This is a genomic window from Streptomyces sp. NPDC026062, assembly GCF_055568375.1.
The window spans coordinates 37,772-58,469 of the sequence record NZ_JBVHOQ010000016.1; the positions used below are offsets into that span (position 1 = coordinate 37,772).

Annotated in this window: 18 protein-coding genes and 2 pseudogenes; 11 read left to right on the top strand and 9 right to left on the bottom strand. The window is 70.1% G+C overall.

From position 1 onward, the window contains the following. Positions 1 to 5: 5 nt before the first annotated feature. A complete protein-coding gene (gene era / locus ACZ4LX_RS16680) occupies positions 6 to 980 on the top strand; it encodes a GTPase Era (protein WP_467642132.1) in 975 nt (324 codons plus the stop codon). Between the two features lie 195 nt (positions 981 to 1,175). On the opposite strand, the gene ACZ4LX_RS16685 is transcribed toward era, so the two are convergent. Together ACZ4LX_RS16685 and ACZ4LX_RS16690 are read right to left on the bottom strand one after the other, a co-directional pair. Beyond that, positions 1,176 to 1,442 (bottom strand): protealysin inhibitor emfourin, encoded by a 267-nt coding sequence (locus ACZ4LX_RS16685; RefSeq protein WP_467642130.1) that lies wholly within the window; start codon positions 1,440 to 1,442, stop codon positions 1,176 to 1,178. A 33-nt stretch (positions 1,443 to 1,475) separates the two neighbouring features. After that, positions 1,476 to 2,552, bottom strand: coding sequence for a M4 family metallopeptidase (locus ACZ4LX_RS16690; protein ID WP_467642128.1), 1,077 nt, complete (start codon positions 2,550 to 2,552; stop codon positions 1,476 to 1,478). A 294-nt stretch (positions 2,553 to 2,846) separates the two neighbouring features. Between ACZ4LX_RS16690 and leuA the strand changes: the two genes are divergently transcribed. The 4 genes from leuA (at position 2,847) to ACZ4LX_RS16710 (ending at position 7,332) form a co-directional block, all read left to right on the top strand. After that, positions 2,847 to 4,634, top strand: coding sequence for a 2-isopropylmalate synthase (gene leuA, locus ACZ4LX_RS16695; protein WP_467642126.1), 1,788 nt, complete (start codon positions 2,847 to 2,849; stop codon positions 4,632 to 4,634). 172 nt (positions 4,635 to 4,806) lie between these two features. Continuing rightward, the gene (locus ACZ4LX_RS16700) at positions 4,807 to 5,520 is read left to right on the top strand and encodes a TerB family tellurite resistance protein (protein ID WP_467642124.1); all 714 of its coding nucleotides are present in this window, start codon (positions 4,807 to 4,809) and stop codon (positions 5,518 to 5,520) included. 179 nt (positions 5,521 to 5,699) lie between these two features. Next, entirely contained in the window at positions 5,700 to 6,446 is a 747-nt protein-coding gene (gene recO, locus ACZ4LX_RS16705; protein WP_467642121.1) for a DNA repair protein RecO, read from the top strand. Positions 6,447 to 6,492: 46 nt separating this feature from the next. Beyond that, on the top strand, positions 6,493 to 7,332 hold the full coding sequence (locus tag ACZ4LX_RS16710) for an isoprenyl transferase (RefSeq protein WP_467642119.1): 840 nt from the start codon (positions 6,493 to 6,495) through the stop codon (positions 7,330 to 7,332). Positions 7,333 to 7,368: 36 nt separating this feature from the next. Here ACZ4LX_RS16710 and ACZ4LX_RS16715 read toward each other — a convergent pair whose 3' ends face one another. The 4 genes from ACZ4LX_RS16715 to ACZ4LX_RS16730 all read right to left on the bottom strand — a co-directional run bounded on the left by ACZ4LX_RS16715 (position 7,369) and on the right by ACZ4LX_RS16730 (position 10,593). Continuing rightward, positions 7,369 to 7,803: a Fur family transcriptional regulator gene (locus ACZ4LX_RS16715; protein WP_467642117.1), complete on the bottom strand. Its 435-nt coding sequence runs from the start codon at positions 7,801 to 7,803 to the stop codon at positions 7,369 to 7,371. A 65-nt stretch (positions 7,804 to 7,868) separates the two neighbouring features. Beyond that, positions 7,869 to 8,762, bottom strand: coding sequence for a metal ABC transporter permease (locus tag ACZ4LX_RS16720; protein ID WP_467642115.1), 894 nt, complete (start codon positions 8,760 to 8,762; stop codon positions 7,869 to 7,871). 2 nt (positions 8,763 to 8,764) lie between these two features. Then, the gene (locus tag ACZ4LX_RS16725; RefSeq protein WP_467642113.1) at positions 8,765 to 9,586 is read right to left on the bottom strand and encodes a metal ABC transporter ATP-binding protein; all 822 of its coding nucleotides are present in this window, start codon (positions 9,584 to 9,586) and stop codon (positions 8,765 to 8,767) included. A gap of 53 nt (positions 9,587 to 9,639) precedes the next feature. Continuing rightward, positions 9,640 to 10,593, bottom strand: a complete 954-nt coding sequence (locus ACZ4LX_RS16730) for a metal ABC transporter substrate-binding protein (protein ID WP_467642111.1) — start codon at positions 10,591 to 10,593, stop codon at positions 9,640 to 9,642. Between the two features lie 244 nt (positions 10,594 to 10,837). Here ACZ4LX_RS16730 and ACZ4LX_RS16735 point away from each other — a divergent pair, with 244 nt between their 5' ends. The 3 genes from ACZ4LX_RS16735 (at position 10,838) to ACZ4LX_RS16745 (ending at position 12,992) form a co-directional block, all read left to right on the top strand. Continuing rightward, complete coding sequence (locus ACZ4LX_RS16735; protein WP_467642109.1) at positions 10,838 to 12,220, top strand: glycine--tRNA ligase; 1,383 nt, start codon at positions 10,838 to 10,840, stop codon at positions 12,218 to 12,220. Positions 12,221 to 12,311: 91 nt separating this feature from the next. Continuing rightward, positions 12,312 to 12,518 (top strand): hypothetical protein, encoded by a 207-nt coding sequence (locus tag ACZ4LX_RS16740; protein ID WP_467642107.1) that lies wholly within the window; start codon positions 12,312 to 12,314, stop codon positions 12,516 to 12,518. Between the two features lie 231 nt (positions 12,519 to 12,749). After that, the gene (locus tag ACZ4LX_RS16745) at positions 12,750 to 12,992 is read left to right on the top strand and encodes a DUF6243 family protein (RefSeq protein ID WP_467642106.1); all 243 of its coding nucleotides are present in this window, start codon (positions 12,750 to 12,752) and stop codon (positions 12,990 to 12,992) included. Positions 12,993 to 13,115: 123 nt separating this feature from the next. On the opposite strand, the pseudogene ACZ4LX_RS16750 reads toward ACZ4LX_RS16745, so the two are convergent. Further along, positions 13,116 to 13,307: pseudogene (locus tag ACZ4LX_RS16750) on the bottom strand (MFS transporter); the annotation flags it as partial. A gap of 38 nt (positions 13,308 to 13,345) precedes the next feature. Between ACZ4LX_RS16750 and ACZ4LX_RS16755 the strand changes: the two are divergent. Further along, positions 13,346 to 13,411 (top strand): annotated as a pseudogene (locus tag ACZ4LX_RS16755) (hypothetical protein); the annotation flags it as partial. A 144-nt stretch (positions 13,412 to 13,555) separates the two neighbouring features. On the opposite strand, the gene ACZ4LX_RS16760 reads toward ACZ4LX_RS16755, so the two are convergent. Together ACZ4LX_RS16760 and bla are read right to left on the bottom strand one after the other, a co-directional pair. Then, positions 13,556 to 15,055, bottom strand: a complete 1,500-nt coding sequence (locus ACZ4LX_RS16760; protein ID WP_467642104.1) for an MFS transporter — start codon at positions 15,053 to 15,055, stop codon at positions 13,556 to 13,558. A gap of 15 nt (positions 15,056 to 15,070) precedes the next feature. Beyond that, positions 15,071 to 16,033: a class A beta-lactamase gene (bla, locus tag ACZ4LX_RS16765; RefSeq protein ID WP_467642218.1), complete on the bottom strand. Its 963-nt coding sequence runs from the start codon at positions 16,031 to 16,033 to the stop codon at positions 15,071 to 15,073. 189 nt (positions 16,034 to 16,222) lie between these two features. Here bla and dusB point away from each other — a divergent pair, with 189 nt between their 5' ends. Next, complete coding sequence (gene dusB / locus ACZ4LX_RS16770; protein WP_467642216.1) at positions 16,223 to 17,371, top strand: tRNA dihydrouridine synthase DusB; 1,149 nt, start codon at positions 16,223 to 16,225, stop codon at positions 17,369 to 17,371. Positions 17,372 to 17,920: 549 nt separating this feature from the next. Next, positions 17,921 to 20,647, top strand: a complete 2,727-nt coding sequence (ppdK, locus tag ACZ4LX_RS16775; protein WP_467642102.1) for a pyruvate, phosphate dikinase — start codon at positions 17,921 to 17,923, stop codon at positions 20,645 to 20,647. Positions 20,648 to 20,698: the final 51 nt, after the last annotated feature.

Genomic DNA, 20,698 nt, shown 5'->3' on the forward strand with positions numbered 1-20,698 from the left:
GGACAATGGGCGCCATGAGCGCTCGACCTAACCCAGAAGCTGCTGCGCAGCAGGCTGAGAACAACGCCCCCCACCGGGCCGGCTTCGCCTGCTTCGTGGGCCGTCCCAACGCGGGCAAGTCCACCCTTACGAACGCTCTGGTCGGCCAGAAGGTGGCGATCACCTCCAACCGGCCCCAGACGACCCGGCACACCGTGCGCGGCATCGTGCACCGGCCGGACGCGCAGCTGATCCTGGTCGACACCCCCGGCCTCCACAAGCCGCGCACCCTGCTGGGCGAGCGTCTCAACGACGTCGTACGCACCACCTGGGCCGAGGTCGACGTCATCGGCTTCTGCCTGCCCGCCGACCAGAAGCTCGGCCCCGGCGACAAGTACATCGTCAAGGAACTCGCGGGCATCAGGAAGACGCCCAAGATCGCGATCATCACCAAGTCCGACCTGGTCGACTCCAAGCAGCTGGCCGAACAGCTGCTGGCCGTCTCGCGTCTCGGCGAGGAGCTCGGTTTCGAGTGGGCGGAGATCATCCCGGTCTCGGCCGTCAAGGACGAACAGGTCGGCCTGCTGGCGGACCTGATCGCCCCGCTGCTCCCGCAGAGCCCGCCGCTCTATCCGGAGGGCGACCTCACCGACGAGCCCGAGATGGTCATGGTCGCGGAACTGATCCGCGAGGCCGCGCTCGAAGGCGTACGGGACGAGCTGCCGCACTCCATCGCGGTCGTCGTCGAGGAGATGCTGCCGCGCGAGGACCGTCCGGCGGACAAGCCGCTGCTCGACATCCACGCCAACGTCTACATCGAGCGGCCCAGCCAGAAGGGCATCATCATCGGCCCGAAGGGCAAGCGGCTGAAGGATGTCGGCACGAAGTCGCGCAAGCACATCGAAGCGCTGCTCGGCACACCGGTCTTCCTCGACCTGCATGTGAAGGTCGCCAAGGACTGGCAGCGCGACCCCAAGCAGCTGCGCAAGCTGGGGTTCTGAGCGGGGCGATGTCCGGCGGCCGGAGGCCGGCGCGGCCGTGCGAAGCCGCTGAGGCCCCCTGGGGGCGAGGGGCGCGAGCGCGGCGTGGGGAGTGGTGCCCCAAGCAGCTGCGCAAGCTGGGGTTCTGAGCGGGGCGGAGCCCGGTATCGGAGCGGGCCGTTTCCCGGCCGCCCCTTCAGACGTATGCCGCCGGTCTCACGCGCCCTCCTTCAGGACGCGTGAGACCAGGGCGCGCTGGGCGTCGGTCAGCCGCGGGTCCGCGCAGTGCACGGTCCTGCCGTCGACCGTGATCCGGTAGCTGAAGCCGTCCGGAACACCCCTCGCGGGAGCCTCCCGGCCGCCGGTGAGCGCCGATTCGGCCAGGGTCTCCCAGTCGTGGGCGTCGGCCCGTCCCGAGGTTTCGATCTCGCGGTGGCGTGCGATACCGGCGAAGCCGCCGGTCCTGCTCACCTGGATCCGCATGCGGTGTCCTTCCTCGACGGGACGGGCCATGACCTACGCGGTCGGCACGCCCACCTCCGACCAGGCCTTGAGGACCGCCTCCACCTCGTCGCCCTCGCCGAAGCGGCTGCGGGCCGCCGCCACGGTCAGCCGGGCGAAGGAGGCGAAGTCCGCGTCCACGGCCAGTTCACCACCTGTGAGCACATCGAACCAGAGCTGGCCCGCCCGCTCCCAGGACTTGCCGCCGAGCGCGGTGGCCAGCAGGTAGAACGCGCGGTTCGGGATACCGGAGTTGAGGTGCACCCCGCCGTTGTCGTCGCCGGTGCGGATGTAGTCGTCCATGGAGGCGGGCTGCGGGTCCTTGCCGAGCACGTCGTCGTCGTACGCCGTGCCGGGCGCCTTCATCGAGCGCAGCGCCACCCCCTGGACACGGGGCGCGAGCAGGCCCGCGCCGATCAGCCAGTCGGCCTGGTCGGCGGTCTGGCCCAGCGAGTACTGCTTGACCAGGGAGCCGAACACGTCCGACACCGACTCGTTGAGCGCGCCGGACTGGCCGTAGTAGTTCAGATTGGCCGTGTACTGGGTCAGGCCGTGCGCCAGTTCGTGGGCGATCACGTCGATGGCGACGGTGAAGTCCAGGAAGATCTCGCCGTCGCCGTCGCCGAAGACCATCTGCTCGCCGTCGAAGAAGGCGTTGTTGTACTTCTCGTCGTAGTGCACGGAACCGATCAGCGGCAGTCCGTTGCCGTCGATCGAACGGCGGCCGTACGCGCTGAGCAGCAGTTCGAAGGTGGCGCCGAGCCCCGCGTACGCGCGGTTGACGCTGGCGTCGGACGTGGGGTCCTCGCCCTCGGCGCGGACCTTGGTGCCGGGGAGGTCCGTCCCCTGGCGGCAGTCGTAGAGCGTGCGGTCGGGTTTGCCGGAGCGGTCCCCTTCCGGCGCGGGGGTGACGACGGTCCGGACGACGGTGGTCACCTGGCGGCGGGTGCGCCGGGCGGCGTCGGACTCCAGGGTGCGGCGGGCCGGGCCCGCCAGGACGGGGTCGTCGGACTGCGACAGCTTGTCGAGGACGTGGGGCGGCACGATGGTGCAGAAGACGGGGTGGAACCCGTGCTGAGATCGAGGCTGCATACACACGACTGTGGCAGTACGTATTCAGAAAGTCACTGGTTGCTACCGGGATTGACGAAATAGAGTGATCCATCACTGTTCACCCGTTACCGGCACCCGGTCCCGCATACTGATACGGCACCGACGTCTCGGGCGTCACTGGGCTAGTCTCGTCGCATCATGCGTTTCGGGCTGCTTCTTCTTAGCTGCCGCGGCGAGGGCCTGTAGTCGTAGGCCGACCCCCTCCCCGCGGAGTCTGGTGTTGCAGCGACACAGTCGGCCGTCCCTTTGCCGGACCCCGAGGAGCCCTACGCCATGACCGCAGCGAACCCCGCGCAGACCCCCGCCGAGAACTCCGTGGGCCGCCCCACGCCGATCACCAACGCCACGGGGCTGCAGAAGCCGTCCGGGATGCCGGTCCACAAGTACGGCAGGTACGAGGCCGTGGAGATCCCCGACCGCACCTGGCCCGAGAAGCGCGTCACCACCGCGCCCCGCTGGCTCTCCACCGACCTGCGCGACGGCAACCAGGCCCTGATCGACCCGATGTCGCCGGCCCGCAAGCGCGAGATGTTCGACCTGCTGGTGCGCATGGGCTACAAGGAGATCGAGGTCGGCTTCCCGTCCTCCGGCGAGACCGACTTCGCGTTCGTCCGCTCCATCATCGAAGAGGGCGCGATCCCCGAGGACGTGACCATCTCCGTCCTGACGCAGGCCCGCGAGGAACTGATCGAGCGGACCGTCGAATCCCTGCGCGGTGCCCACCGCGCCACCGTCCACCTGTACAACGCGACCGCTCCCACCTTCCGCCGCGTGGTCTTCCGCGGCTCGAAGGAGCAGGTCAAGCAGATCGCGGTGGACGGCACCCGGCTGGTCATGGAGTACGCCGAGAAGATCCTGGGCGAGGAGACGATCTTCGGCTACCAGTACAGCCCCGAGATCTTCACCGACACCGAGCTGGACTTCGCCCTGGAGGTCTGCGAGGCGGTCTGTGACGTGTGGCAGCCCGAGGAGGGCCGCGAGATCATCCTCAACCTGCCCGCCACCGTGGAGCGTTCGACGCCCTCCACCCACGCGGACCGGTTCGAGTGGATGTCGCGCAACCTGTCACGCCGCGAGTTCGTCTGCCTGTCCGTCCACCCGCACAACGACCGGGGCACCGCCGTCGCCGCCGCCGAACTGGCGCTGATGGCCGGCGCCGACCGGATCGAGGGCTGTCTGTTCGGCCAGGGCGAGCGCACCGGCAACGTCGACCTGGTGACGCTGGGCATGAACCTGTTCTCGCAGGGCGTCGACCCGCAGATCGACTTCTCGCAGATCGACGAGATCCGCCGCACCAGCGAGTACTGCAACCAGATGGAGGTCCACCCGCGCCACCCCTACGCGGGCGACCTGGTCTACACCGCCTTCTCCGGCTCCCACCAGGACGCCATCAAGAAGGGCTTCGACGCCATGGAGGCCGACGCGGCCGCCCAGGGGAAGACCGTCGACGACATCGAGTGGGCGGTGCCGTACCTGCCCATCGACCCGAAGGACGTCGGCCGCTCCTACGAGGCCGTCATCCGGGTCAACTCGCAGTCCGGCAAGGGCGGAATCGCCTATGTCCTGAAGAACGACCACAAGCTGGACCTGCCGCGCCGGATGCAGATCGAGTTCTCCCGGATCATTCAGGCCAAGACCGACGCCGAGGGCGGCGAGGTCACGCCGACGCAGATCTGGACCACGTTCCAGGACGAGTACCTGCCCAACCCGGACAACGCCTGGGGGCGCGTACAGATCCGCTCGGGCCAGACCACGACCGGCTCGGACGGCCAGGACACCATCACGGTCGAGGCGACCGTGGACGGCACGGACACCGCGCTGACCGGCACCGGCAACGGCCCGATCTCCGCGTTCTTCGAAGCGCTGCAGGCCATCGGCATCGACGCGCGGCTGCTGGACTACACCGAGCACACGATGAGCGAGGGCGCGAGCGCGCAGGCCGCCTCGTACATCGAGTGCGCCATCGACGGAAAGGTCCTGTGGGGCATCGGCATCGACGCCAACACCACGCGGGCCTCCCTGAAGGCGGTCGTCTCCGCGGTCAACCGCGCCACCCGCTGACCCCGGCGCCCGAAAGGGCATGAAGTCGCACGGTCCGTGAACCCCGTCCCCCGCTCCAGGGGGGCGGGGTTCGGCCATCTCCGGACACCGTGGCGGTCGAGGTGCTGACGCCGCTTCACGGATGTGGTTAACATCACGTCCAACACGGCAATGTTGCCGGAGCATTACGGAGGTGTGCGACGTGCGGTCAAGCCTGGGACGAAGCGCCACGAAGCTGCGTATCTGCGGCATCCGCACGCTGTGGGACACCGTCGGTGACGGCGAGTTCTTCTGCCCCGGCTGCGGGGGCGACCGCAACTACCGCCGCCTGACCGGACGCCGCCGCTTCGCCGTCCTCGGTGTGCCGCTGCTGCGCCGCGGCACCGTGGGCCCGGTCGTCGAATGCGCCGCCTGCCACGCCCACTTCGGCACCGACACGCTCGACCACCCCACCACCACCCGGTTCTCCGCGATGCTCAGGGACGCCGTCCACACCGTGACCCTCGGGGTGCTCGCCGCGGGCGGCAGCACCTCCCGGACCGTCCTGGAGACGGCGGTCGAGACGGTGCGCGGCGCCGGATTCGACGGCTGCACGCAGGAGCAGCTCGCCACCGTCGTCGAGATCCTTTCCGCGGACATCGGCCATGGCTCGGCGTTCGACCCCGCGGCCGAGGCGTGCGGCGCGGCCCTCGCCATCGAGCTCCACGAGGCCCTGGAACCGCTCGCCCCGCATCTCGCCCCCGCCGGGCGCGAGTCGATTCTGCTCCAGGGCGCCCGGATCGCGCTCGCCGACGGCCCGTACGGCCCGGCCGAGCGCGAGGTGCTGACCACCGTCGGCGGCGCGCTGCGGCTGCGCGGCGAGGACACCGCCCGGCTGCTCGCGGCGGCGGCGCGCACGCCCTCCTGACCCCCGTCCCGCCCTGTCCTGCCCCGTCCCGGTCTCCGCTCGCGGCGGTGGTGCGCACGCCGGTCCCGGCCCTCCCGCTCTCCGTCGTCGTGCCGGGCACGACCGGCGACGCGAGCTGACCGGACCGGTGCCACGGGGCCGGGCCCCGCCGCACCGCCCGCGTACCGGACAATGGAGCCATGAGTTTGTTCCGGGACGACGGCGTGGTGCTGCGCACGCAGAAGCTGGGCGAGGCCGACCGGATCATCACGATCCTGACCCGGGGCCACGGCCGGGTGCGGGCCGTCGCGCGAGGCGTGCGGCGCACGAAGTCGAAGTTCGGGGCCCGGCTGGAGCCGTTCTCCCATGTGGACGTGCAGTTCTTCGCCCGGGGCAGCGAGCTGGTCGGGCGCGGGCTGCCGCTCTGCACCCAGAGCGAGACCATCGCCCCGTACGGCGGCGGCATCGTCACCGACTACGGCCGCTACACCGCGGGCACGGCGATGCTGGAGACCGCCGAGCGCTTCACCGACCACGAGGGCGAACCCGCGGTCCAGCAGTACCTGCTGCTGGTGGGCGGCCTGCGCACCCTGGCCCGGGGCGAGCACGAGCCGAACCTCATCCTCGACGCCTTCCTGCTGCGCTCCCTCGCGGTCAACGGCTACGCCCCGAGCTTCGACGACTGCGCCCGGTGCGGAATGCCCGGTCCGAACCGGTTCTTCTCCGTCGCGGCGGGCGGCGTCATATGCGGCGACTGCCGGGTGCCCGGCAGCGTCGTACCCTCGGCGGAGGCCGTCACCCTGCTGAGCGCACTGCTCTGCGGCGACTGGGAGACGGCGGACGCGTGCGAGGCGCGTCATGTCAGGGAGGGGAGCGGGCTGGTGTCCGCCTATCTGCACTGGCATCTGGAGCGCGGGCTGCGTTCGCTGCGGTACGTGGAAAAGTGACACGCCGCGGTACGTGGAAAAGTGACACAGGGAGACTGAGAAGCTCATGGCAGTACGCGGGATGCTCGGCGGCCGTAACCGGCGCGACTACAAGGCCCCGGAACCGCACCCGTCCGGTGCCGTGCCCCCGAAGATCCCCGGCGAGCTGGTGCCCAAGCACGTGGCCGTCGTGATGGACGGCAACGGCCGCTGGGCCAAGGAGCGGGGCCTGCCGCGCACCGAGGGCCACAAGGTCGGCGAGGGCGTCGTCATGGACGTGCTCAAGGGCTGCATCGAGATGGGCGTCAAGAACCTCTCGCTGTACGCGTTCTCCACCGAGAACTGGAAGCGGTCCCCGGAGGAGGTGAAGTTCCTCATGAACTTCAACCGGGACGTCATCCGCCGCCGTCGCGACGAGATGGACGAGCTCGGCATCCGCATCCGCTGGGTCGGCCGCATGCCCAAGCTGTGGAAGTCCGTCGTCCAGGAACTCCAGGTCGCCCAGGAGCAGACCAGGGACAACGACAGGATGACGCTGTACTTCTGCGTCAACTACGGCGGCCGGGCCGAGATCGCGGACGCCGCGCAGCGGATCGCCGAGGATGTCGCGGCCGGGAAGCTCGACCCGTCGAAGGTGAACGAGAAGACCTTCGCGAAGTACATCTACTACCCGGACATGCCGGACGTCGACCTCTTCGTCCGCCCCAGCGGCGAGCAGCGCACGTCCAACTACCTGATCTGGCAGAGCGCGTACGCCGAGATGGTCTTCCAGGACGTGCTGTGGCCGGACTTCGACCGCCGCGACCTGTGGCGCGCCTGTCTGGAGTTCGCCCAGCGCGACCGGCGCTTCGGCGGCGCGGTGGAGGCGGCGCAGAAGGCGGAACCCGGCGCCTCGACGGCCGGCTGAACCAGGGGGAACCCCGGGGGCGCCGCCCCCGGGGTCTCATCCCTTGGCGTCCGCGCACTCCACGCACGTACCGAAGACCTCGACCGTGTGCGCCACGTTGACGAAGCCGTGCTGCGCCGCGATGGTCTCGGCCCATGTCTCCACCGCCGGGCCCTCGACCTCGACGGCCTTGCCGCACATCCGGCACACCAGATGGTGGTGGTGGTCGCCGGTCGAGCAACGGCGGTAGACGGACTCGCCCTCGGTGGTGCGCAGCACGTCGACCTCGCCGGCGTCCGCGAGGGACTGAAGGGTGCGGTAGACCGTGGTCAGTCCGACGGAGTCACCTCGGTGCTTGAGCACGTCGTGCAGGTCCTGGGCGCTGCGGAACTCGTCCACCTCGTCGAGCGCCGCCGCCACCGCTGCCCGTTGCCGGGTCGACCTGCCGCGTACCGGTGCAGCGTTCGTTCCACTGATCGGCGCCGTCGCCACAGGAGCCTCCTTGTGTCGCCCGTACATTCGTCGGGCCATTGTGCCAGTACGCACCGGTGGCGGGGTCAGGCGTGAACGTCGTCCGCCGCCGGGCGGGTGGCCGGTACTTCCAGGGTGCACCGCTCGTCCGCCGCTTCGCGTCGGCGGGCACGGAGCCGGGCCAGCGGCGCGGCGAGCAGCGCCAGGGCGATGAACACCCCGATGGCCAGCAGCACGATCGTCGCGCCGGGCGGGACGTCCTGGTAGTACGAGGTGATGGTGCCGGCCAGGGTCACCGCGACCCCGGTGACGACCGAGAGCACGAACGTCACCTTGAAGGACCGGGTGATCTGCTGCGCGGCGGCGACCGGGACCACCATCAGGGCGCTGACCAGCAGCAGCCCGACGACCCGCATCGCGACGGTGACGGTCACCGCGGCGGTGACCGCGATCAGCAGGTTCAGTACGCGCACGGGCAGCCCGGTGACCCTGGCGAACTCCTCGTCCTGGCTGACGGCGAACAGCTGCCGACGCAGCCCCACCGTCACCAGCAGCACGAACGCCGCCAGCAGGGCGATCGCGGTGATGTCCTCGGAGGAGACCGTGGAGAGCGAACCGAACAGGTACGAGGTGAGGTTGGCGTTGGAGCCGGTGTCGGAGAGGTTGATCAGCAGGACACCGCCCGCCATGCCGCCGTAGAAGAGCATCGCCAGCGCGATGTCGCCCCGGGTGCGTCCGTACCAGCGGATCAGCTCCATGGTGACCGCGCCCACGACGGCGACGGCCGTGGCCATCCAGACCGGGCTGGTGGAGAGCAGGAAGCCGAGGCCGACGCCGGTCATCGCGATGTGGCCGATGCCGTCGCCCATCAGGGCCTGTCGGCGCTGTACCAGGTAGATGCCGACGGCCGGGGCGATGACGCCCACCAGGACGGCGGCGATCAGGGCCCGCTGCATGAAGGGAGGGGTGAGGAATTCCATGATCAGCTCAGCAGTCCCGTCCGGACGGGCTCGGAGGCCGCGTGGGGGTGTGCATGGCAACGGCCGGGGATGGGGTCTCCTCTGCTCGAACGTAGTTGAGAGCTTGGGGAAGCGTGCTGTCCCAGGGCCTTCGGGGGCGGTCCGTCATGCATCACACAGCCGTCGCGCAGCACGACCGCCCGGTCGATCAGGGGCTCCAGCGGGCCGAGCTCGTGCAGTACGAGAAGCACGGTGGTGCCCGCCGCGACCTGCTTGCGCAGGGTCTCGGCGAGTATCTCCTGGCTGGCCAGGTCGACGCCGGCCATCGGCTCGTCCATGATCAGCAGCTCGGGTTCGGAGGCGAGCGCGCGGGCGATCAGCACGCGCTGGTGCTGGCCGCCGGAGAGGGCGTCCACCGAGTCCCTGGCGCGGTCGGCGAGGCCGACGAGCGCGATGGCGCGGTCGACGGCGGCCCGGTCGGCCTTGCGGGGCAGGCCCAGCTTGGTCCGGGACAGCCGCCCGGAGGCGACGACCTCGCGGATGGTGGCCGGTACGCCGCCGGCCGCGGTGGTGCGCTGCGGTACGTAGCCGACCCGGGCCCAGTCGCGGAAGCGGCGCAGCGGGGTGCCGAAGAGTTCGACGGTGCCGCCGGTGAGCGGGACCTGGCCGATGACGGAGCGCACGGCGGTCGACTTGCCGGAACCGTTGGCGCCGAGCAGGGCGACGACCTCGCCGCGGCGCACGGTCAGGTCGATGCCGCGCAGCACGGGGCGTGCGCCGAGGGTGGCCGTGGCGTCGCGTACGACGATCACGGGTTCGGGCGTGGTGCTCTGGGGCTCGGGCATGAGCGCCTCCGGTGCTGCTGCGCGGTTCGGGCCGGGCGGGTCGGTGGGGTGGCTCACTTGGCGCCGAGGGCCTTCTGGAGCGCGGCGAGGTTGGACTCCATGACCTCGATGTAGTCGTCGCCCTTGGACTTGCCGGTGATTCCCTCCAGCGGGTCCAGGACGTCGGTCCGCAGGCCGGTGTCCCGGGCGACGGTCTTCGCCGTCTTGTCGCTGGCGAGGGTCTCGAAGAAGACGGTGGTGACCTTCTCCTTCTTCGCGATCGAGTGCAGTGCGCTGATCCGGGCGGGGCTGGGCTCGGCCTCGGGGTCGATGCCGGCGATGCCCTCCTGGGTGAGGCCGTAGCGCTCGGCGAGGTACCCGAAGGCGGAGTGGGTGGTGATGAACGTCCTGGTCGCGGTGGTCTTCAGCCCGTTCTCGTACGCGGTGTCGAGGGCGTCGAGCCTGGTGACCAGGGCGGCGGTGTTCTTGCGGTAGTCCGCGGCGTGGTCGGGGTCGGTCTTCGCCAGGGACGCGCCCACTCCCTTGGCGACCTGGGCGTACTTCACCGGGTCCAGCCAGATGTGGGGGTCGGCGCCGGCCTCGTCGCCCTCGTGCTCATGGGCGTGCTCCTCGCCGCCGACCTCGGCGCCGTGGTCCTCCAGCGTGGTGAGGGCCGCGGCGTCGACGGTGTGCGTGGACTCGGAGAGCTTGATGGCGTCGTCGACGGCCGGCTGGAGGCCCTTGAGGTAGAGGATGTAGTCCGCGTCGCTGAGACCGCCGACCTCCCTGGGGCTGAGCTCCAGGTCGTGCGGCTCCACGCCCGGCTTGGTCAGCGTGGAGACGGAGACATGGCTCCCGCCGATCTGCTCGGCCAGGAACTGCATCGGATAGAACGACGCCACCACGTTCAGCTTGTCGCCGCTCTTGTGGTCGGCGGCGTCGGACGTGGAGCAGGCGGAGAGGGCGGTGAGGCCGAGGACGACTGCTCCGGCGACGGCGGTCGTGGGTATGAGGCGGCGTACGTTCATGACAGTCATTTTCAACAAAAGTGGAAACGATTGTCAACAAGACCGATGAGATGACTGCGCGGCGGCCGCTCGGCGGGCCGCCCGGCGCCCTGCCCGGCGTACTGCTCCGATACCGATTTGATCGAAGGGGCGTGCCCGCCGGTAATCTGAGGCATTCGCGCACCCGTCTCCCGACCACCACCCCCCCACCGAGGCGCTTCGCGTCACCCTTGTCCAATTTCGTCGTCGTAATGAAGAGAGCACCGTGGCCGCCGACAAGATCGACTCCATCGTCAGCCTGAGCAAGCGCCGTGGCTTCGTTTACCCCTGCAGTGAGATCTACGGTGGCCAGCGGGCCGCCTGGGACTACGGGCCGCTGGGCGTCGAGCTCAAGGAGAACCTCAAGCGCCAGTGGTGGCGCTACATGGTCACCTCGCGCGAGGACGTGGTCGGACTCGACTCGTCGGTCATCCTGGCCCCCGAGGTCTGGGTTGCCTCCGGCCACGTCGCCACGTTCTCCGACCCGCTGACCGAGTGCACCTCCTGCCACAAGCGCTACCGCGCCGACCACCTGGAGGAGGCGTACGAGGAGAAGCACGGCAAGCCGCCGGTCAACGGCCTCGCCGACCTGAACTGCCCCAACTGCGGCAACAAGGGCACCTTCACCGAGCCCAAGCAGTTCTCCGGCCTGCTCTCCACGCACCTCGGCCCGACGCAGGACTCCGGCTCGGTCGCCTACCTGCGCCCCGAGACCGCCCAGGGCATCTTCACCAACTTCGGCCAGGTGCTCCAGACCTCGCGCAAGAAGCCGCCGTTCGGCATCGCGCAGATGGGCAAGTCCTTCCGGAACGAGATCACTCCGGGCAACTTCATCTTCCGCACGCGCGAGTTCGAGCAGATGGAGATGGAGTTCTTCGTCAAGCCGGGCGAGGATGAGCAGTGGCAGGAGTACTGGATGGAGCAGCGCTGGAACTGGTACACCGGCCTCGGCCTCCGCGAGGAGAACATGCGGTGGTTCGAGCACCCGGCGGAGAAGCTCTCCCACTACTCCAAGCGCACCGCTGACATCGAGTACCGCTTCCGCTTCGGCGGCAGCGAGTGGGGCGAGCTGGAGGGCGTCGCCAACCGCACGGACTACGACCTCAAGGCGCACTCCGAGGCGTCCGGCACCGACCTGCAGTTCTACGACCAGGAGGCCGGCGAGCGCTGGACCCCCTACGTCATCGAGCCCGCGGCCGGTGTCGGCCGCGCGATGCTGGCGTTCCTGCTGGACGCCTACATCGAGGACGAGGCGCCCAACGCCAAGGGCGTCATGGAGAAGCGCACCGTGATGCGCCTCGACCCGCGCCTCGCGCCGGTCAAGGTCGCGGTCCTGCCGCTGTCCCGCAACCCGCAGCTCTCGCCGAAGGCCAAGGGCCTCGCGGCCGACCTGCGGCAGAACTGGAACATCGAGTTCGACGACGCGGGCGCCATCGGCCGCCGCTACCGCCGCCAGGACGAGATCGGCACGCCGTTCTGCGTCACCGTCGACTTCGACACCCTCGACGACAACGCGGTGACCGTGCGCGAGCGCGACACCATGAAGCAGGAGCGCGTCTCCCTGGACCAGATCCAGGCGTACCTCGGCGCCCGCCTGCTCGGCTGCTGAACGGCCCCGTCCGTAGCACGAAGCCCCCGGTTCCCCCTTACGGGACCGGGGGTTTCGTGCACACTGGGCACACTCGCCCCCAGGAGGCCCGATGCCGTCCATGACCACGAGCAAGGTCAGCAGATGGGACCAGCACGGCCGTGAACACGTCGTTCACGTAAGGAAGTCGGGGGTGCGGCGACAGCTGAGCTGCGACACCTGCGACTGGAGCAAGGCGGTGCAGTTCCTGCCCTGGCTCAAGGCCGAGGAACATCTCGCCGAGGCGCATCAGGCGACGGCCGACCCGACGGCGACGTAGGCCCGCGCGTCGCGGCCGGTCCGACGGCGATGCGGGTCGGTCCTCGCGTCCGCAGCAGGCCGGGCGGTAGGAAAAGGCGGTGCCCCGGCCGATGGAGCCGGGTACCTTGGCGGCATGTATGCGTTCTTCCAGATCTACGAGTGAGAGTGCGGCGGGTCCGACCACCCGCCGCCCACCGGACCGATCCAGGGTCTTTCGAGACCTCACTTTCACCACGAATGGGAGAACCCCGTGGCCAAGAGCCGTAACAACCTCCTCGGCGTCGGCGGACAGCGCAAGAAGGTGTCCCGCGCCGAACAGCAGGGCGTCGGACCCGAGCGCAACGCCGACCGGAGGACGGCCGCCGAGCAGAAGGCGGAGCTGCTGCGCAGGATGCGCGAGCGCGCCGCCGGAACCGGGCAGCCGGACGCCACCCCCGCCGCCGGGCAGGACACCCCGGAGCAGGACGAGCAGGACGCGCCCGCCCGGAGCTGACGCCTCCGCGCGGAGAACTCCCGGGGAGCGTCCGGGAGAACGGTTCGCATCACCCGTACGACTGTGGGCCCGGAACACCTCAATCAGGTGTTCCGGGCCCACGCCCGTACCCGCGCCCCGCCCTCACGCCACCCTGCGCGGCAGCCGAAGGCTCAGCAGGGCCGTCAGGGCGACCGCCGCGAGCCGGACCAGCAGCGTCACGATCAGCGCGTCCCGCATGCCTGAGCCCGGCGCCGGCGCCGGGAACAGTGAACCGAGCGTCGCCACACCCAGCGCCAGCGCCGCCCGCTGAGTCGTCCTCCGTACAGAACAGCCGGTACGACATCCTCGCCCACAACCGCGCCTACGGCCGGATGCCGTGTGACATCGACGCCGTCCCGGTCGCGGACCGCAACGTCATGCTGCCGGCCTTCACGAACGAGGAATGGCGCACCTCCGTCATGGACGTGGCCGCGGTGACGCGTCTCATGACCGCGGCCACGTCCGTCGATGGCCGGACACGTTCAGGCAGTGGTGGTCGTGGCCGAGGGCCGGCCCTCGGCCACGAGTGCGGAGGGCCGGCTTCAGGTCCTGGTGTCCGCCGCCGGGGACCGGCCCGCAGGCGCACCGGACGCGGCCGTGCCCGAGGGCTCCGCCAGCCGTTCCGCGGTCCGGCGGGCGGTGCCCCGGGCCCAGTGCCCGCTGCTCACCGCGCCGACGAGCAGGACGCACATTCCGCAGCCGGTGATGATCCACCAGGCGGTCCTGCTCGCCGCGACGAAGCCGTCCGCCGATCCGCCGCCGTACGAGGATCCGGCGCCGGCCACCCCCGCCGCGAGGACCGCGCCGATCACCGCGACGCCCAGTGTCTGGCCGATCTGGCGGCTGGTCGAGGCGACCGCCGCGGCGACGCCCGCCTGGGCCCGCGGCATTCCGGCGACGGCGGTGTTGGTGATGGGCGCGTTCACCGCGCCGAAGCCCAGGCCGAACAGCACATAGGCGGTGAACATCGACGCCGTGCCGGTCTCGGCGTCGAACGCCGCGAACATCAGCCCGCTCGCCGCCATCGCGACGCCCGCGATCAGCAGCGGGACGCGCGGCCCGCGACTGGCGACGAGCCGGCCCGAGAACGGCGACAGGACACAGACCACGGCCGCCATCGGCAGCATGTGGAGACCGGCGGCGAGTGCGCTCAGGCCCCGCACGTCCTGGAGGTAGAGCGTGTTGACGAAGAGGAAGCCGCCGAGAGCGGCGAAGGCGCAGACCGCGATGACGGTGGCCCCGCTGAAGGGGACACTGCGGAAGAACCGCAGATCGATCAGTGGGTCGGTGCGCCGGGCCTCGTACACCAGGAGGCCGATGAGCGAGGCCGCGGCGAGCGCGGCGAAGAACAGGATCTCCGCCGAGGTCCAGCCGCTCTGCGGCGCCTCGATGATCGCGTACGTCAGCGAGCCGAGCAGCGTGATCACCAGCAGCTGGCCCACCGGATCCGGGCGGCGCGCCTTCGGGGCGCGGGACTCGGAGACGTACCGCCAGGTCAGCACGAGCGCGGCGAGACCGACCGGGAGATTGATCCAGAAGATCGACCGCCAGCCGACCGAATCGACCAGGAGCCCGCCGACCACCGGTCCCGCGGCCAGAGAGATGCCGACGACAGCGCCCCAGACACCGATCGCGCGGGCGCGCTCGCGGGGGTCGGTGAAGGTGTTGGTGATGATCGACATCGCCACCGGGTTGAGCATGGAGCCACCGACGGCCTGCACCATCCGGAACGCGATGAGCGCTTCCAGACTGGGCGCGAGCGAGCAGAGCGCCGAGCCCAGGGTGAACAGCACGAGCCCGGCCATGAAGACCTTGCGCCTGCCGATCCGGTCGGCGGTGGAACCCGCGAGCATCAGCAGGGAGGCGAGGACGAGCGTGTACGCGTCGATCGTCCACTGCATCCCCGAGACACTCGCGTGCAGGTCGTGGCGCATGGCGGGAAGGGCGACGTTGAGGACGGTGTTGTCGAGGCTGACGATCAGAAGACTCATGCAGCAGATCGCCAGGACGAGCATCCGCCGCCGGTGGCTCAGCTCAGGCATGCATGGATAGTACGGCTAACTAACGACTTCCGCTGCCAGTACTTCCGCCGCGGCGGCCACCAGTGGATGGTCCCCCGCCGCATCCGCATCGGGTTTGGCCGTCAGCACCGCCAGCACCACCGGGGTTCCGTCCGGTGTCCAGGCGATGCCCACATCGTTGCAGCTGCCGTACGAGCCGCCGCCGGTCTTGTCCGCCACCGTCCACTCCGGCGGCAGCCCGGCCCGGAATCGGGTCCCGCTGGTCCGGCAGTTCAGCAGCCAGCCGGTCAGCCGCTCGCGGTCGCCCGGGTCCAGTACGTCCCCGAGGACGAGCCGGGCGTAGTCGGCCGCGATGGCGGCCGGGGTGGTGGTGTCCGTGAGCCGCCGGGGCTCGGCCGAATTGAGCTCGGGCTCCCAGCGGTCGAGCCGGGTCGCCCGGTCACCGATCGAGCGGCTGAAGCGGGTGATCGCACGAGGGCCTCCCAGTTCGCGCAGCAGCAGGTTGGCCGCCGTGTTGTCGCTGTCGCAGATCGCCGCGTCGCAGAGTCCGGCGACGGTCAGCCCGTTCGCCAGGTGTTCCTCGGTGCCGGTGACCGGGGAATCGGCCACGCAGTCCGCCTCCGTGTAGCGGACGAGCCGGCCGAGCACGTCGCCGTCCCGGTCCAGATCCCTCAGCACGGCCGCCGCGGCGAGCGTCTTGAACGTGGAGAGCACGGGAAACCGCTCGTCGGCCCGGTGCCGGACGGCGGCGCCGGTGGCCAGGTTGTACGCGAACGCGCCGACCCGGGCGCCATGGACGCGTTCCAGTGCGCGCAGCCGGACGGTCGCGGCGCCGGGACCGGGGGCCCGCGCGGCGGCCCGGGAGGGACCCGCGGCGGAGAGGAGCAGGACACCGGCCGCCCCCGCCGTGCCGAGCGAGAGCAGAGCGCGGCGGGTCGGGGGCGCGCCGGTCACCGAGGCCGTCGAAGCGGTGCGGAGCGAGGGGCGGGTCGAGTTCATGGTCGTCATGCCGTCGTCATGTCCTTTGTTCGCCGGTCCGGTAGCGGTCTCCTCACGCTACGTGTGCGCACTGACAGCGGACCCGCACGACCCGGCCCGCACCCGTGCACACCCCCGGCCCGTCCCGTCCTGTCCCGGCCCGTCCCCGCCGTCGCCGGAGCAGTTCCCGGCGTACGCGACAATGGGGGAATGACCACGCTCGCCCCCACGCCCCAGCTGCTCCGCATCGGCCCGCACACCGTGCAGCCGCCGGTGGTCCTGGCCCCCATGGCCGGCATCACCAACGCGCCCTTCCGCACCCTGTGCCGGGAGTTCTCGGGCGGCAAGGGGCTGTTCGTCAGCGAGATGATCACGACGCGGGCGCTGGTCGAGCGCAACGAGAAGACCATGCAGCTCATCCGCTTCGACGCGACCGAGACCCCGCGCTCGATCCAGCTGTACGGAGTGGACCCGGTCACGGTCGGCAAGGCCGTACGCATGATCGTCGACGAGGACCTCGCCGACCACATCGACCTGAACTTCGGCTGCCCGGTCCCCAAGGTGACCCGCAAGGGCGGCGGCTCGGCGCTCCCGTACAAGAGGCCGCTGCTGCGTGCCATCCTCAACCAGGCCGTCTCCAACGCGGGCGACCTGCCCGTCACCATCAAGATGCGCAAGGGCATCGACGACGACCACATCACCTTCCTCGACGCCGGCCGGATCGCCGTCGAGGAAGGCGTCACGGCCGTCGCCCTGCACGGCAGGACGGCCGCCCAGCACTACGGCGGCACCGCCGACTGGGACGCCATCGCCCGGCTCAAGGAGCACGTCCCGGAGATCCCCGTCCTCGGCAACGGCGACATCTGGTGCGCGGACGACGCCCTGCGGATGATGCGCGAGACCGGCTGCGACGGCGTGGTCGTGGGGCGGGGCTGCCTCGGCCGCCCCTGGCTCTTCGGCGACCTGGTGAGCGCGTTCGAGGGCACGGGGATCCGGCAGGCGCCCACCCTGCGCACCGTCGCGGACGTCATGCTGCGGCACGCGACGCTGCTGGGGGAGTGGATCGGTGACGAGACCCGTGGCGTGATCGACTTCCGCAAGCATGTGGCCTGGTACCTGAAGGGCTTCGCGGTCGGCTCGGAGATGCGCAAGAAGCTGGCGGTCACCTCGTCGTTGGAGGAGCTCGGCTCCCAGCTGCACGAGCTGGAGCTGGACCAGCCGTGGCCGGACGGCGCCGACGGTCCGCGCGGGCGCACCTCGGGCAACAACCGGGTGGTGCTCCCGGACGGCTGGCTGAAGGACCCGTACGACTGCGCGGGCGTCGGCGAGGACGCGGAACTGGACACGTCGGGCGGCTGACACGGCCTCTTCGAGGGGGCACCCGGTGCCTCCTCGAAGGCTTTGCTCATCTGAGCGGATTATCCCGCGCGAATCGGCCGATCGGGCCGGGAAGTGATGCCGCGTGCGCCCGCGAGGCGCCCTTGCCTTCCGCTGAGTGATTACTGGGACACCTGGGGCTACCTGGGAGGCGTCCGGATGGTGACATCTGAGCGGCCTCTGTGGCGTGATTCTCGCCACCTTGAGAAGGGTGTCGCTCGTATGAGCGCTAAATAATCGACTGCACTTCTCAAATGGTGGCACTGGGTGCCAGGTGCCCCCACTTTGATCGATCGACGCTTCCCTTACTCGTTGTCACGTTTCTCGCGCCCTTCGAGGACGCTCCGTAGGAATGCGTTCAAGTCTTGAAGGTTCGGGGCGGGTCGGCTCACTCATGGGGTCACTTTCGATCTGCTGGCGGACGGGTGGTTGAGGCCGTACGACGGGCAAGTGGACGTACCGGGACACCTTCGATCTGGGTATGTTCCTCGCCGTCAGGGCAGCCACCGCGTCGTCGAGGAGTCGAGACTCGTGTCGGAAAACGAAGACCCTCAGAAGTTCGTCTACGACTTCACCGAGGGCAACAAGGAACTGAAGGACCTTCTCGGCGGGAAGGGTGCCAACCTCGCCGAGATGACCAACCTCGGGCTTCCCGTCCCTCCGGGTTTCACCATCACCACCGAGGCCTGCAAGGTCTACCTCGGCAGCGGCGAGGAGCCGGCCGCGCTGCGCGACGAGGTGAGTGCGCACCTCGACGCCCTTGAGGCGCGGATGGGCAAGAAGCTCGGGCAGGCCGACGACCCGTTGCTGGTGTCCGTGCGTTCCGGTGCCAAGTTCTCGATGCCCGGAATGATGGACACGGTCCTCAACATCGGCCTCTCCGACGCCTCCGTCGTCGGCCTCGTCGCCCAGTCCGGTGACGAGCGGTTCGCCTGGGACTCCTACCGCCGTCTGATCCAGATGTTCGGCAAGACCGTCCTCGGCGTCGAAGGCGACCTCTTCGAGGAGGCGCTGGAGGCCGCGAAGGTGGCCAAGGGCGTCACGGTCGACGTGGATCTCGACGCGGCCGACCTGAAGAAGCTGGTCAAGCAGTTCAAGAAGATCGTCACCCGGGACGCCGGACGCGACTTCCCGCAGGACCCTCGCGAGCAGATGGACCTGGCCATAAAGGCGGTCTTCGACTCGTGGAACACCGACCGGGCGAAGCTCTACCGCCGCCAGGAGCGCATCCCGGGCGACCTCGGCACCGCGGTCAACGTCTGCTCGATGGTCTTCGGCAACCTCGGCCCCGACTCCGGTACGGGCGTCGCGTTCACCCGCGACCCCGCGAGCGGCCACCAGGGTGTGTACGGCGACTACCTGCAGAACGCGCAGGGCGAGGACGTCGTCGCGGGCATCCGCAACACCGTGCCGCTCGCCGAGCTGGAGACCATCGACAAGAAGTCGTACGACCAGCTGATGCAGATCATGGAGACGCTGGAGACCCACTACAAGGATCTCTGCGACATCGAGTTCACCATCGAGCGCGGCCAGTTGTGGATGCTCCAGACCCGGGTCGGCAAGCGCACCGCCGGTGCCGCGTTCCGGATCGCCACCCAGCTCGTCGACCAGGGGCTCATCGACGAGGCCGAGGCGCTCCAGCGGGTCAACGGCGCACAGCTGGCGCAGCTGATGTTCCCGCGCTTCGACGACTCGGCGGCCGCCGACGGGAAGGGGCCGGAGCGGCTGGGCCGCGGCATCGCCGCGTCGCCGGGGGCCGCGGTCGGCAAGGCCGTCTTCGACTCGTACACCGCGGTCAAGTGGTCCCGCTCCGGCGAGAAGGTCATCCTCATCCGCCGCGAGACCAACCCCGACGACCTCGACGGCATGATCGCCGCCGAGGGCATCCTGACCTCGCGCGGCGGCAAGACCTCGCACGCGGCCGTCGTCGCCCGGGGCATGGGCAAGACCTGCGTCTGTGGTGCCGAGGACCTGGAGGTCGACACCAAGCGGCGCAGGATGACGGTGGGCGGACGGGTCGTCGAGGAGGGGGACGTCGTCTCCATCGACGGCTCGACCGGCAAGGTGTACCTCGGTGAGGTACCCGTCGTACCGTCCCCGGTCGTCGAGTACTTCGAGGGCCGGATGCACGCGGGCGCCGACGACGCCGACGAACTGGTGGCCGCCGTGCACCGGATCATGGCGTACGCGGACCGGGTGCGCCGGCTGCGGGTGCGGGCCAACGCGGACAACGCCGAGGACGCGCTGCGGGCCCGCCGCTTCGGCGCCCAGGGCATCGGGCTGTGCCGCACCGAGCACATGTTCCTCGGTGAGCGCCGCGAGATGGTCGAGAAGCTGATCCTGGCCGACACCGACCAGGAGCGCGAGACGGCCCTGGAGCAGCTGCTGCCGCTCCAGAAGGCCGACTTCATCGAGCTGTTCGAGGGGATGGACGGGCTGCCCGTCACCGTACGGCTGCTCGACCCGCCGCTGCACGAGTTCCTGCCCGACATCACCGAGCTCTCGGTCCGGGTGGCGCTCGCGGAGTCCCGCAAGGACGCCAACGAGAACGACCTGCGACTGCTTCAGGCCGTGCACAAGCTGCACGAGCAGAACCCGATGCTCGGTCTGCGCGGGGTCCGGCTCGGTCTGGTCATCCCCGGTCTGTTCGCCATGCAGGTACGGGCGATCGCCGAGGCTGCGGCCGAGCGCAAGAACGCCAAGGGCGACCCGCGCGCGGAGATCATGATCCCGCTCGTCGGCACCGTCCAGGAGCTGGAGATCGTCCGCGAGGAGGCCGACCGGGTCATCGCCGAGGTCCAGGCCGCCACGGGCACGAACCTCAAGCTGAAGATCGGCACGATGATCGAGCTGCCGCGCGCCGCGCTGACCGCGGGCCAGATCGCGGAGGCGGCGGAGTTCTTCTCCTTCGGCACCAACGACCTGACCCAGACGGTGTGGGGCTTCTCCCGTGACGATGTGGAGGCCTCGTTCTTCACCGCGTACCTGGAGAAGGGCATCTTCGGGGTGTCGCCGTTCGAAACGATCGACAAGGACGGCGTGGGGTCGCTGGTGCGCAGCGCTGTCGCGGCCGGCAGGGCCACGCGTCCCGACCTGAAGCTCGGCGTCTGCGGTGAGCACGGCGGAGACCCGGAGTCGGTGCACTTCTTCCACGAGGTGGGCCTGGACTACGTCTCCTGCTCGCCGTTCCGTATCCCGGTGGCCCGTCTGGAGGCGGGCAGGGCGGCGGCCGGGTCGCGGGGCAGCGACAGCCGCTGAGGCGCCGGAACCACTGATTCCGCGGGCTGCCGAGGGACCGGACAACCCTCA